We start from the raw sequence: 12313 nt of genomic DNA on the forward strand, positions 1-12313 counted from the left end.
TTCACTCCATCCTAGGGAAATGCGCGCGGGGGATTATCACAAAACGGCAACCAAGGACTCTGGGTTCACCCTATCCGGTCTGGCTTTACATCAGTGGCTGTGATCCTATAGATCTGAGTACACCCCATCCATCATGCTTCTTATATACGCTGCGCCTCGGGAGAATTACAGGTGCCTGACCAGCCCCATATCGTTTTCATTCATGGCCTCTACATGAACCCCCTGGTCATGCGCCCCATGGCGCGCTGGTTTGAAGCCCGGGGTTATGCAACCAGCGCGTTTGGCTACAAGACAACATCCGAGTCACTGGAACTCAACATCGAGAAGCTGTGCGCGCACCTTGATGCGATTCAGTCCAATGAGGTGTATCTCGTCTGCCATTCGCTGGGGGGGTTACTGGCACGGGCCTATCTTGCATCTAGCGGCGCAAATCACGCCATTCGCAAGGTAGTCACCATCGGCACGCCGCATCAGGGCGCGGCGATTGCCCAATGGATGAAGTCAAAGAAACTCGGCGCTCTTCTGGGTCAGAGCATGGAGAAAGGGCTGATTGAAAACAGACCAGACTGGGAGCAGAACATTCCTCTCGGCAGCATTGCCGGTGACGGCGGTGTTGGCTTCCTGCCGCTAATCGCACCTAGTGCAGAACCCTCGGATGGCACCGTATCGGTCAGCGAAACCCATCTGCAGGGTGAAACTGACCACATCGTGCTTCCCTACAGCCATACGCAGCTGATTCTGGTCACCGAGGTCTACGAGAAGACACTGAATTTTTTAGAGCGGGGTAAGTTTGACTCTGATAGCCCCCGCTGATGAAGGCGTGAGTCTCACATAGGGCTCAGAGCCCTATGCCCTATTCAGCAGGCGGGCTCACCCGCTGCCGGTTTGCAGGCAACCGAGTCTTCATTGGCCAGATCGGCGGGTTTGCTTGCCGCCAGCGCCTGGTAACCACCGGCATTGAACAGCCGGGTATACCCCGCTTCACGCAGCGCAGCTTCTGCAATACCGGCGCGGTTACCACTGCGGCAGTAGAGCACGACCGGCTGATCCTTGGGGATCCCGCGCGCGGCAAACTGCTGCACCACCTGCTGGTAGGGAATCAGCTGAGCACCCTCGAGATGGCCGCTGTTATATTCCTGCTCAGTACGCACATCGACCAGCAGAGCCCCGTCGGCGATCTTCTGCCAACCAGCATCCTCCACGGGACCCGCCTGGGCAAACAGGCTCATCAGGAGGGCAGGCAGCAGAGTGATCAGGACAGTCAGTTTGTTCGCCATTGTTCGCTCCTTTAATCAGAAACTCGGCTTTCTTTATCCTACATTAGAAATATCTAATGATGACACCCAGGACTAAAATCGCGCCTCTATTTCCAGGTAGAGGACAGATCTGTGATTTCGTTCAATACACGCGCCCGCTGCCTCCCCTGCAGTCACCAGACCCCCTGTATTGGAAACGCGCATGTTCACGCTGCTGATTTCGATGGTCACCTTCGCCTTTGTCGACGCTGTCACTCCCGGCACTTACCAGTCATTACGGGGGTAGTGAAAACCTGTTCTACCGTCACTCTCAATGTCGGCAATGCCACATAACCTCTGATTCGACACCTACCCATTACAAAAAACCTTTTAAAATCATAGCCAAATTGGTGGCATCGCCTTTGCAGACGTGATCTTCATAAACCTGAATAGTGAAGCACTCCGAACTCAGCATCTGATACCGAGGATAATGATATGGCAGCTACCTTCGAACTGAGGACCACCACCGAGCAGCAGTTTCATTTCACCCTGGTCGGCAATGATGGCAACGATCTGTTGATCGGCGGCGAGTATCCATCCCGGGAGGAGGCTGAACAGGCGATCGGCGATGTACGCACCGGCAGCCTGATGGGGCATCTTATTGCTGCAGGCAAGGTCCCGGCCGGCGACACCTTCTTTGTCATCAAGAATGGCGGCGGCCAGATCATCGCCAAAAGCCAGCTGTTCAGTTCCCAGATGGATTTTGACAGTAGCCTGCATCAGGTGAAGGACAACGCCTGCGTTGCCGAAATCACTGACCTGACCGCGGGTAACTGATGCCATGGCGATAGAACTGACTCTGATCCGGGAGATGACCAGTGTGTGTGCCACCGCCTCCGAGTGGGATGGCATCGCCCGCACGGTCAATACGCTGCTCCGTTCCGGCGATTTTAATCAGCAGTTCAATCTGATGGTTGCCGAGCTGAACAAAACCTACCTGATGCTGGGCGACACACTCTCTCCTTTTGCAGAACTGGATAGCGAGCAGGTTTTCGTCGATCGGTTCGATGCGCTGCATGAGCAGTATCGCGGCCGGTACCTGATGGATGTGAGCCAGCCACGCAAATTCGCGGATGAAACCTACGAGTTCTATCTGTTGCTCAAGCAGACGAAAGAGATCCGCACCAACTACCCCCTGCTGAAGCGTACCTTCATGCGCCTCGATGAATTTATCGACAAATGGGTCACCAACGATGCCTGGCTGGCGATGAGCATCGATACCCTGCTTAAAATGCTCAACCGCTTCTTCACCGAAATCGCCGAGATGAATAAGGGTGACAGTGAAGAGGCGTTTCTGGTCTACGACGCACTCTTTGCGGAGCTTCGGATCTATCTGGCACTGCTGGAGGACAAGCAGGGCCGGAACGAGGAGAGCCTAATCAACAGCGAGCCGGCGGCTGAGAAAATATCGGAGGCCGGATAAGCCTCCTTGCGGTGCCCTGCTGAAGAGAAATACCGGGTGGATAGAGGCCGGATGCCCTGGCCTTAAGTCAGCTCTGAGGGTCGGGCTGAAAGGTCCCGACAGCAGCGGCGTCCCTGATCCGTTTCGCTTTTAAGCGTTCATGCTTCTCCACCGCACCTTTACCACCCTGAGTATCGGTGTACATCTGCAGCACTTCCATCTCATCATCATTTGGCCAGGTAATGGCAGTATCGGTGTACTCAAGCTTTTTAGGGTCACTGTCGAGACGTCTCATCAGCTTGTAGAGCTTCCTGTATGAAGAGTAGATGATGCTTACATTACGTAATGACTGGTAGGTGTTGCGCATATGAAAGGATAAAAATGGCTCTTTTGCAAAACCCTTTCTGCGAGCAAGCCTGTTCTTACGCCTAAACAATCCCATATCATAGGAACGCAGGTTATTGACTCGCGTCACAACGCCAAAGCCGATTAAACGCTCTACCGTAATTAACCTCAGGTTACTTTTAAGAGCAAACATCCGCTTCAGCACCGTTTCCATCTGCTCCTTCGTATAGTACCTGTCCCAGGCCTCCACATAGAGCTTATCGAATTCCTCATCGGACATGTTCGGGTGATGAATTACCCTGTGAGTCAGGTCATATTTATTCAGATCCGGATCCATCCAGACGCCGTCGTTGCGCATTTTTAGATGGTCTTCCGAGCCTGGCAGCGGCGTCAATACTGAGGGATTAAAAAGGTCGATCGGCAGTTCTTTCTTGATGATATCTATATCTCTGAGAATCGATTTTCGCGTATCCCCCGGTAAACCCAATATATAGGCACCCCAGATGAGCACGGGAAACTTTTTCCATTCGAGCAGCATCTTTCGGTATTCTGTTATTTTGTTCTGCCGTTTTTTCATGGCAACCAGGTTTTCCGGGTTTATATTTTCCAACCCAACAAAAACTTGCTTTACGCCTGCAGCAACAGCTTTTTCAATAAAACCAGGTATTTTATGACAAAGAGTATCGACCTGAATAACGAGGCTTAATTTTATGCCTTCTTTTCTCAGTTCTATCAACCGATCAAAATGCGCCTCCCAATCCTTGTTTCGGGCCAGGTTATCATCGGTAATAAAGACGTGCTTGCTGCCTTCCGCAAATATTCTGCGGATCATTTTCTCAAGATCGTCAACGCTCCTGGAGCGGCTTTTACGGCCCTGTACATTGATTATGCAGCAGAATGAGCAGGTAAAGGGGCAGCCTCGTCCCAAATCGATTGTCGATAGACTGGTAATATTACCCTCGATCATCTCCAGCGGGAGGTACGGAAAGGGCTCCCCCTCCAGGTCGGTCATTGCCGAGGTAAAATCATAGAGAGGCTTCAGGCTCCGACTCCAGGCGTCCTTGACCACCAGATCAAAGCGCCCGTTTTCGGCCTCACCCGAGAACAGGGAAACCCCCATCTGTTGCGCGGCTATAAGTTCTTCCGGCAGCTCCTTCAGCATGCTGATGGAGCCGGTAACATGAAAGCCACCGAGGCAAACCTGCATATTGGCCTTGCGAAAAATCTCCGCGATATCCATCGCGCGGGGAAATTGATTACTCTGCACACCGGCCAGGCAGACCAAAACGTTATGGCCGGATGCTTCAAGCTTTTTTATCAGCTTGGGATAGGAAACCACGTCACTTGCTTCATCGAATGCAGTAACACGGATCTCAACATTTTCACCCAGTACTTTTCGTTCCGCAGAATCCAGCGCCAGACCATTCACACAGGCAAGCGAGTTCGACGGAAGGGAGGCTCGGTACCACTGAATGGGGTAGCCATCATCGTCATAGCGGGTCGGACGGATAATGATGATCTGCAGAACAGAAGCGGGGTTGCCGTCAATATTCAGCTTGCTGATTGGGGATCGGAATCGCCGTGCTGCACGGCTCAGGTTTTCGGCAAGGCTTCTCGCTGCAGGTTGATTCATCATGATCTCCATTCATCGAATTTTAATTCTGAATTACCAGGTTTATACAAAAACCTGCGACGCTGAAGCGGTAGATCTGTTTTTACTTTCAATCAATTACGACTGAAACCTAAGCCCTGGGGGACGATTTAACTCAGGTTTTCTCACTGATAGAGTTAAGACTCCCACCCCAGGCCGGCACACCGTCGCGCTGCTGTAGACTATAAGAGACAGCCTGTTCAGCCGGAACTGCGCGACCTCTACTCTTGAGGTTAACGATGAACCAGCCTGAAATACAAGCAGATCTGGCATCAAACCTGTGCCTGCTTTGCAGCTACTATAAATCGATCGCGAAAGTGTGCCGACGGCTTAATATCAGCCGGCCTCAGTTCAAACGCTACCGGGGAATCGCCCAGCTGCTGACCGGGCTCAAGATGGGCGTGTTGGACAACAGCGAACCCATGCTCTGCTGCGCCCGCGTGGTGTATGAATACCTCGGTAAAGTGATCCGCCTGCGCAAGGCGCTGGCAAAGTGCGGACGGTATGCCGCCGATTCAAAGGAGATCGATAGCTCGATCCGTGATGCGGTGAGAAACGATATGGCACCCGGAGAGGGGCTGTTCAGGGCGCGGCACTGACCGGGCTAACTGAAAGCCAGCGCCCCCAAAACAGGAAAAGACCGGGAGCTTTCCCGATCTTTTATCGTGGCAAAATGCCTCAGGCTTTGACTGATCGGGTGGTCCCACTAGCCGGGCACCGCCGAATCGAGATAGCGCCTGGATATTGATCGCATGCTGGCCAGCCCTTCCGCCATTTTAACCGCCGCCATAACAGCATCGATCACCGGCACCCCTGCCCTTTGACTGAAAGACAGAGCACTCCCCGTGAGCCCGCCAGAGCCAAGCACTATCGCCTGCGCCCCATCCAGCTCAATTGCCTCTTTGATAGTCTTCAGGACGATCTCTTCCGTGGCCTCGTTTCCTGCTGCCGCAGCCGCAACCCCGATGCCGGCAGCCCGCACCGTGCAGATGTCGCTGACGCCATAACGCTCGATAAGCTTCTTAATACCCGGCACCGCAGAGTGAACGGTTGTCACGATCGTAAATCGCTCCGCCACTGTACGCGCTGCCGCAATACCCGCTTCACAAGGTCCTACCACAGGCACTCCGGCCATACGACGTACTTCGAAAAGTCCTATGTCATCGAAACAGGCCAGTGCATAGGCATCGTAACCCGCGCTGAGAGAGGACTCAGCAAGAGAGATAACCAGCGGAACCGCTTCGCTGCGGTGCTCTGCCGTCTCAATGGAAAGCGGACCAAATTCCGGATTAACCACCGTTATCGCTGTATTGGTATCCGCTATTTTCTCTGACTCGCTCTGTACCCTGGCGCTGATCGTCCGGTTTGTATTGGGGTTAATCACCAGCAGGCGTCGCTGCGAGGCACCCGCTTCATTCATTCGAGTAGTCATGATCACCCCGCCAACAGTTCAGGCAGCCACATGACGATGCCAGGAAAGATCATCAGCAGAACCGTAAACAACATCATGATAATTACGTAAGGAAGTGCACCCCGGGTGACATCGCTATACGGACCATCGTCAACGCGGACTCCGTGAACCACGAACAGGTTCATGCCAATGGGTGGAGTGATCAGCGCGACTTCGCACATGATGACAATGAAGATACCGAACCAGACCGGGTCAATGCCGGCGGCAACGACGATCGGGATGACGATCGGCACCGTCAGAACCAGCATCGACATGGCATCCATAAACGTGCCAAGCACGATGTAGAACAGCAGTAAGACCAACAGCAGAGAAAGCTGGTGCATTTCAAACGATGCGATCCACTGGGTTACCGCCTGCGCAGCGCCCGTCATTGAAATGGTTACATTGAGCAACAACGCGCATACCAGCACGATCATCACCATACCGCTGGTTTTAGCCGCGTGGATCGAGCACTCGATCAGCAGATCGACGGTCAAACGCCGGTTAAGGGCCACAAAAACCAGGGCGATCATTACACCGATAGCGGCTGACTCGGTGGGTGTAGCCAGTCCGCCGTAGATAGAGCCCATCACCACACCGAAGATTACCAGCGGCGGTATCAGGTGCTTTGCCAGCCGCAGCTTCTCGGCGTAGGGCTTGTTTACAAGATCCGTCGCCTTACTGCCGGCATTGCCGTGAGCGATAAAGATGTAAGCCGAGAAACAAAGCGCCATCAAAATGCCTGGCACCACACCGGCGGCAAATAGCTGGCCCACGGACGTATTAGCGATGGAGCCGTACACAAGCAGGTTTATGCTCGGCGGGATCAGAATCCCCAGGGTGCCGCCGGCGGCCAGAGAACCCAGCGACGGACGGGGCTCATACTGATACTGCTTTAACGCAGGCAGCGCGATGGTACCCACCGTTGCCGCCGTTGCGACGGACGAACCGGAGGTCGCGGAAAACAGCGTGCAGGTAGCCACATTGGTATGCAGCAGACCACCCGGCAGACGCGCCAGCCACACGGCCATGGCGTCATACATGCGATCGGCAATACCACCACGCAGCAGCAGTTCGCCAAGCAGCATAAACAGAGGAATCGCCAGCATCGTGTGGCTATTGAGGCTGGACCAGATAACACCGCCCATCATATCGACCAGCGGCATACCGTACATCAGGTAACCCCCGATCGCGCCAACGCTGATGATTGCGACCGCAACCGGAATGCTCAACAGCATCAGCGCGAGCATGGCAGCAAAACCGAGCCCCACTATCATGATACTCATTACTCAAACCCCTCCCGCTTTTTCAGATCATCCAATTCCGCCTGCAGCTCCTGTTGCGCCGACACCGGCCCAAACTGGTTGATGAGCGCGGCCCAATCACGCTTGAGCAGTCTCGCGAGTGCCCTGAATGCGAGGATCACCGTCGCTGCAGGGAAAGTCAGCATGGCAACCAGCCAGATCACCTGGGGATAGATGAGTGGCGTCGCCCAAGGGGTTTGCGCGATCGACTTATAGGTGTGCGTATCCATAACGGTTTGCACGGTGAAATAGAGGAAAAATATCGACAACAACGCCATGGACAGCGTCGCAGCCACGTTCAGCAAAGCCTGGGCTTTCTCGGGCATGCGACCAGTTAACTGATTGATCCGTATGTGCGAGTTGTCGATCAGTGCCAGGGTGAATGCAAGCGGAGCCGCGACGGCTATCGCATAGCCGCCCAGCTCATCGATGCCGCCGAGGGAAAAGGAGAACAATTTCCTTAGCAGCGTTTCCAGCGTAATAACCGCTGACAGCGAGAACAATATGACCCCGAACATGATGCCAAGCGTACGAGCATAGGTATGCATATTCTCTTCCTCGACTCAGCGCTTAAAGGCCGAGCTCAGCACCGACAGTTTCACGCCAGACCGCTTCACAATCGGCGGCAACGGCGTTGCACTGTTCAGCCCAGACAGGCAGAGAGACTGCACTAACAGCCTGAGCCACTGTTTTCAGGTCAGCCTCTGAAACCGCAGCTTCGACCAGTGAATAGGGTTTACCGCGCTGGCAATCCGGATTACCGGTATTGCAGTGCATGGCATCCAGGTAGAGTTCTTCGGAGAAGGCCCAGATTTCCTCATTCAATTCACTGATACCCGCAGCCAGCTTCTCCTGCTGCTCTGGTGTGAACTTGGACCAGGTCTTGGTGTTGATCGCATACCCGTTTACCGCCATCTGCAGTGCGATAGGCAGAACAGTAGTAGTGGCTTCCGGCCAGCCACCGGAGTTGGCCGATGCAGGACCGGTAATAGCGCAATCAACCACACCGCGCGCCAGAGACTGCTGGACCTCCCCGAATGGCATGGAGATGCCCGTCGCGCCCAGCTTGGCAACAAAGTTAGCCGCGCTTTGATCGCCGACACGCACCTTGAGTCCATCCAGGTCGCTCAATCCCTGGATTGAGGGCTCGCAGAAAAGAACCTGGGGGCCCGCCGGCCATACACCCAGCAGCTTCGCATTGAACTGGGATTCCATACGATTACCGACGTAACCGCTGAACGCATCCATATGTTTTTTACCGGCTTCGTAGCTGGTATTCAGACCGACCAGGTCCAGGCCGAGGATTGAAGGCTCATCACGGCTTACCTGCGGGCCGCGGATAGATACGATGTCGAACAGGCCTGACTTCAAGACCCGCAAACCGTCGGTATCGGGTATGCCAGCAACATCGACCGGCAGGTATTCCACCTTGATATCGAGGCCGGTTTTCTCAGCCAGCTGTTCGAAAAAGGGCTGCTCTTTCTGTTGAGCGATAAGTCCAGAGCCTGAGGGCTGACCCAGAACACGCAGGTTGATCGTATCGGCCAGGGCTGCAGTAGGCAGAGCCAGGGCTGCCAGCGGTAGTATCAGTTTCTTCAGCATGAGATTGTCCTTTTTTATCGGTCAGTAAGAGTTTGGCTTATTCAGCGCACACCAAAAGGAATACAAGTTTCATACCAAATTCTATGAAACCACAGTTTCACAAATAGATACATAAAGTTAGCCTGGCTCAACGCTAATCGCCACCAAGAAACCAGGGTTTCACGTGCTTAATTATGAGTCATTTATTTCTTACAGTGCACCGAAAGTGCTCACAATTCGTCCAGAACGTCGTTCAACGCTTCAATGCTGCGCAGGCGTGAGCGGCCCTTTGCACCGGCGGTTTCGATGCAACGCGAGATGATCAGGTGACAAAGCGCCATCACGGAGACATGGTTAAACAGGGGCCCAGGTGCCAAAGTCTGGCAGCGGAGGTGCCATTCGGCACTTTTCTGAAAGGCAACGCTTTCATCGGTGATATAAAGCAGCCGGGACTTCTGCTTGTTTATCTGCTCAATGAGTGGATCGATCTGGGTGACACGGCGACGCAGGCCAAAAACGATCACCACGTCATCCTTAGACATGCTGACCAGATGCTCACCAAGAGTCTGGCCGGCCCCGGGTATCGCCACGACCTCCTCAATAACCTGGGTGAGCTGCCATTGCAGGTAAACAGCAAAGGCAGAACTGGCCCTGAAGCCGATAACCCAGACTTTACGGGCGCCAAGAATAGCCTCGGCAATGGAGTTCGCCTGCGACTCACCAACGGAGATAAAGGTGTTTTCGAGGTTCTGGATACTTTGCGTGACATGGGCGCTAACCGACTGCCCATCGTCGGAATCGGAGGCTGCAGCCAGAAACAGCCGGGACCCGCTCTGCCGCTCTGCCCTTGCGTGGCGCCGGGCCTCTTCGTAGTTTTCATATCCAAGACGTTGAATAAATCGCGATACCGTGGCCTTAGACACATGGGCCAGAGCAGCAAGCTCCTGGGCAGAATAACTGGCGACTTCACCAGGGAAATCACAGACGAAGTCACCGAGGCGACGCTCGGCAGGATGCAGTTCCGGAAGAATCGCTCGGACCCGCGAGAGGAAGGACTGTTCTTTTGGACTCACGACACACCTTAAGAAATCAGAGTTTCATGAAGTATGGTCATGTTAGGTATCGAAGCGCAACAGCCTGCTGCTGAAACAGGACTGTGAGGGGGCCCGGCCAGACTAGCCCGCGCTACCTTTAGGTTCTAAAAGTCAGTCACCCTCGTTAAAGTTCGATGTCCTACCCGCCGCCGTCTCGTCGAGATCAAGGAAGAAACGCTTCAGCCGTTCCGCTAAATCGGTCACGTCCGGCCGCTCAAGATTGCGCTTGGGCATCCACAGCGCGATATCCCGGCGCGGCAACAGGGTATCGACATCCAGCAGATGATCATCACCGACGCGGCCGGAGAGCAGGGTAAGCCGCTTTGGCAGGGCCACCATGATATCGCTGGTCTGCAACAGCGAGATAACCATGTCGATGCCACCGGTAAAGATCATCTGCGCCGGGCTACTGAAGCGCGCTGAATCCAGCGCCTCATAGATCCCGGAGCTGGCGCCGGACTGTATCCAGTGCTGCGACCTCAGCGTTTCCGGCTGAATCAGCGACTTATCTCCATAGAAAGGAGAGTCCACACCGGCAAAGATGCCAATTTCATCGTGGAAGATGATCTGCCGTTGAAGGTCCTCCTGGACCACATCGATATTGGCCGGAGTCAGCACCAGGTCCAGATCCCCCTCGTGCATCTGCCGGATCAGGGTCGAAGCGGTGGCTGTGACAAAGTGGACCACCGAACGGCTGTCGGCAATCGCTTCAGGAAAGAAACCGTTGATCGCTCCCAGAGCAAGCAGCGGCCCCACACCAACCCGGACTTCCCCTCCGAGCCCCTGCCGCCACTGTTCTATCAGGGTGCGTGTGTGCTCGGCATAGTCATTGATACGCTCACCGACCTCCGCCAGGCGGGATCCGATATCGGTTGGCCGCACACCGTTGGCGGTTCGCACCAGAACGGGACCACCCACCTGGTTCTCGATGACCTGAACGGCGCGGGTCAGTGTCGGCTGTGTGACGTTGAGGCGTTCAGCGGCGCGACTTAGCGAACCACACTTCACGATGACTGAGAGCTGTTTGAGTAAACGCGGATCCATCTATTCTTTTTTGTATACCTACCCACTAAAAAACAATTTCATTTATACCCTTCAATACTTCTATCATCAAACTACAATCTATTCATATAAAAACGATAACAAGAGGAATGCACAGTGAACCTCATCAAAAGAACAGTCATTGCTGGCGCCCTTTCCATCTCAGCTTTTGCCGCTCAGGCACAATCTCTTAGCTTCGAAGGAGCCGGCTCCGCCTCCCTGACCGGAATCGTTCCCCAATCTATCGCCCCTTATGCCGCACAGGAAGGTGTAAGCCTGCAGGTGGTCCTTGGCCAGTCCCTGACCAAGTCGATCATCAAGGTAGCCGCTGGCAGGCTGGATCTTGCCGTTGCCCCCCCACCGGCTATCAATGCCATGAAAAAAGGGGTTGGCCCGTACAAGAACACAGCTGAGCAGGCCAAAAAGCTTTCTGGCAACCTGCGCGCACTGTTCGGCTTCTCTGCCAGCGTCATGCACTCCATTGTCTGGGCTGACTCAGATATCCAAGACTGGAAGGATATCAAGGACAAGCGTGTATTTATCGGCCCGCCGGCCGGTGCAGCCGCTGGCCAGACAGCAGGCATGCTCGAGCAGGCTACCGGTGGCTACAAGGCTGGCACCGACTACGAAGGTGTAAAAATCCCCTGGGGCTCCGCCATGCAGGCGTTCCAGGATGGCCAGTTCGATCTGTACGTGGGCTTCTACCCGATTGGCGCCCAGTCTCTGAACGAACTGAGCCTGCAGCGCCCGATTCGTATCCTCTCTATCGGTGAAGATGTTCTCGCCTCCAAAGCCTGGGCAGACTATGCCGCCGACCAGGTGATCGGTGAAGCAACCATCCCGCCTAACACCTACTCCGGCCAGGTTAACGGCGACCAGGAAATTCATACTGGCACCACGCTGATGAGCATCGTCGCCAATGCCAAGATGGATGACGATACTGCCTACAAGGTAACCAAGGCGTTCTGGGAAAACCTCGACACCATGAAGCAGGCTAACGCGCTGATGAAACAGATCGACGCCAGTCAACCCTTTACCGGTGTAAACGTACCGCTGCACCCCGGTGCCGTGCGTTACTACCAGGAAAAAGGGATCGAGGTCCCCGAAAACCTGCTCTAACTGCGCCCCTTTCCGAGCGTCAAGGCCGGCG

General features: G+C 54.5%; 13 protein-coding genes. 5 read left to right on the plus strand and 8 right to left on the minus strand.

Translation table 11 applies throughout. The annotated features are described in order from the left end of the window. The first annotated feature begins 171 nt into the window (after positions 1 to 171). Positions 172 to 813 (plus strand): lipase family alpha/beta hydrolase, encoded by a 642-nt coding sequence (locus ACQUQP_RS14215; protein WP_432695691.1) that lies wholly within the window; start codon positions 172 to 174, stop codon positions 811 to 813. Between the two features lie 44 nt (positions 814 to 857). On the opposite strand, the gene ACQUQP_RS14220 is transcribed toward ACQUQP_RS14215, so the two are convergent. Beyond that, entirely contained in the window at positions 858 to 1277 is a 420-nt protein-coding gene (locus ACQUQP_RS14220) for a rhodanese-like domain-containing protein (RefSeq protein WP_432695692.1), read from the minus strand. Between the two features lie 453 nt (positions 1278 to 1730). On the opposite strand from ACQUQP_RS14220, the gene ACQUQP_RS14225 reads away from it, so the two are divergent. Together ACQUQP_RS14225 and ACQUQP_RS14230 are read left to right on the plus strand one after the other, a co-directional pair. Then, positions 1731 to 2072, plus strand: coding sequence for a DUF1508 domain-containing protein (locus ACQUQP_RS14225; protein ID WP_432695693.1), 342 nt, complete (start codon positions 1731 to 1733; stop codon positions 2070 to 2072). Between the two features lie 4 nt (positions 2073 to 2076). Beyond that, the gene (locus tag ACQUQP_RS14230) at positions 2077 to 2718 is read left to right on the plus strand and encodes a hypothetical protein (RefSeq protein WP_432695694.1); all 642 of its coding nucleotides are present in this window, start codon (positions 2077 to 2079) and stop codon (positions 2716 to 2718) included. A gap of 67 nt (positions 2719 to 2785) precedes the next feature. Here the strand turns inward: ACQUQP_RS14230 and ACQUQP_RS14235 are convergent, their stop codons facing one another. After that, positions 2786 to 4675 carry a B12-binding domain-containing radical SAM protein gene (locus ACQUQP_RS14235; protein ID WP_432695695.1) on the minus strand — a complete coding sequence of 630 codons (1890 nt, stop codon included), beginning with the start codon at positions 4673 to 4675 and terminating at the stop codon, positions 2786 to 2788. Positions 4676 to 4932: 257 nt separating this feature from the next. Between ACQUQP_RS14235 and ACQUQP_RS14240 the strand changes: the two genes are divergently transcribed. Next, positions 4933 to 5292: a hypothetical protein gene (locus tag ACQUQP_RS14240; RefSeq protein ID WP_432695696.1), complete on the plus strand. Its 360-nt coding sequence runs from the start codon at positions 4933 to 4935 to the stop codon at positions 5290 to 5292. 107 nt (positions 5293 to 5399) lie between these two features. On the opposite strand, the gene ACQUQP_RS14245 is transcribed toward ACQUQP_RS14240, so the two are convergent. The 6 genes from ACQUQP_RS14245 to ACQUQP_RS14270 form a co-directional block, all read right to left on the minus strand. Beyond that, entirely contained in the window at positions 5400 to 6125 is a 726-nt protein-coding gene (locus tag ACQUQP_RS14245; protein ID WP_432695697.1) for an aspartate/glutamate racemase family protein, read from the minus strand. 2 nt (positions 6126 to 6127) lie between these two features. Then, positions 6128 to 7429 (minus strand): TRAP transporter large permease, encoded by a 1302-nt coding sequence (locus ACQUQP_RS14250; protein WP_432695698.1) that lies wholly within the window; start codon positions 7427 to 7429, stop codon positions 6128 to 6130. Next, the gene (locus ACQUQP_RS14255) at positions 7429 to 7995 is read right to left on the minus strand and encodes a TRAP transporter small permease subunit (RefSeq protein WP_432695699.1); all 567 of its coding nucleotides are present in this window, start codon (positions 7993 to 7995) and stop codon (positions 7429 to 7431) included. Before ACQUQP_RS14255 ends, ACQUQP_RS14250 begins: the two co-directional genes overlap by 1 nt. A gap of 22 nt (positions 7996 to 8017) precedes the next feature. Beyond that, the gene (locus ACQUQP_RS14260; RefSeq protein ID WP_432695700.1) at positions 8018 to 9049 is read right to left on the minus strand and encodes a TRAP transporter substrate-binding protein; all 1032 of its coding nucleotides are present in this window, start codon (positions 9047 to 9049) and stop codon (positions 8018 to 8020) included. 209 nt (positions 9050 to 9258) lie between these two features. Next, complete coding sequence (locus ACQUQP_RS14265; protein ID WP_432695701.1) at positions 9259 to 10101, minus strand: MurR/RpiR family transcriptional regulator; 843 nt, start codon at positions 10099 to 10101, stop codon at positions 9259 to 9261. Between the two features lie 132 nt (positions 10102 to 10233). Then, positions 10234 to 11166, minus strand: a complete 933-nt coding sequence (locus ACQUQP_RS14270) for a LysR family transcriptional regulator (protein ID WP_432695702.1) — start codon at positions 11164 to 11166, stop codon at positions 10234 to 10236. A gap of 114 nt (positions 11167 to 11280) precedes the next feature. Here ACQUQP_RS14270 and ACQUQP_RS14275 point away from each other — a divergent pair, with 114 nt between their 5' ends. Then, entirely contained in the window at positions 11281 to 12282 is a 1002-nt protein-coding gene (locus tag ACQUQP_RS14275; RefSeq protein ID WP_432695703.1) for a TAXI family TRAP transporter solute-binding subunit, read from the plus strand. Positions 12283 to 12313 lie beyond the last annotated feature (31 nt).

Origin of the sequence: Marinobacterium sp. YM272, from assembly GCF_050908845.1 — a bacterium.
In the GTDB taxonomy this organism is placed as follows: domain Bacteria; phylum Pseudomonadota; class Gammaproteobacteria; order Pseudomonadales; family Balneatricaceae; genus Marinobacterium_D.

What these genes read in the sequence shown, in the direction of transcription:
- ACQUQP_RS14220 (WP_432695692.1), bottom strand. Translation starts at nt 1,277, where the DNA reads ATGGCGAACAAACTGACTGTCCTGATCACTCTGCTGCCTGCCCTCCTG.
- ACQUQP_RS14225 (WP_432695693.1), top strand. Translation starts at nt 1,731, where the DNA reads ATGGCAGCTACCTTCGAACTGAGGACCACCACCGAGCAGCAGTTTCAT.
- ACQUQP_RS14230 (WP_432695694.1), top strand. Translation starts at nt 2,077, where the DNA reads ATGGCGATAGAACTGACTCTGATCCGGGAGATGACCAGTGTGTGTGCC.
- ACQUQP_RS14235 (WP_432695695.1), bottom strand. Translation starts at nt 4,675, where the DNA reads ATGAATCAACCTGCAGCGAGAAGCCTTGCCGAAAACCTGAGCCGTGCA.
- ACQUQP_RS14240 (WP_432695696.1), top strand. Translation starts at nt 4,933, where the DNA reads ATGAACCAGCCTGAAATACAAGCAGATCTGGCATCAAACCTGTGCCTG.
- ACQUQP_RS14245 (WP_432695697.1), bottom strand. Translation starts at nt 6,125, where the DNA reads ATGACTACTCGAATGAATGAAGCGGGTGCCTCGCAGCGACGCCTGCTG.
- ACQUQP_RS14250 (WP_432695698.1), bottom strand. Translation starts at nt 7,429, where the DNA reads ATGAGTATCATGATAGTGGGGCTCGGTTTTGCTGCCATGCTCGCGCTG.
- ACQUQP_RS14255 (WP_432695699.1), bottom strand. Translation starts at nt 7,995, where the DNA reads ATGCATACCTATGCTCGTACGCTTGGCATCATGTTCGGGGTCATATTG.
- ACQUQP_RS14260 (WP_432695700.1), bottom strand. Translation starts at nt 9,049, where the DNA reads ATGCTGAAGAAACTGATACTACCGCTGGCAGCCCTGGCTCTGCCTACT.
- ACQUQP_RS14270 (WP_432695702.1), bottom strand. Translation starts at nt 11,166, where the DNA reads ATGGATCCGCGTTTACTCAAACAGCTCTCAGTCATCGTGAAGTGTGGT.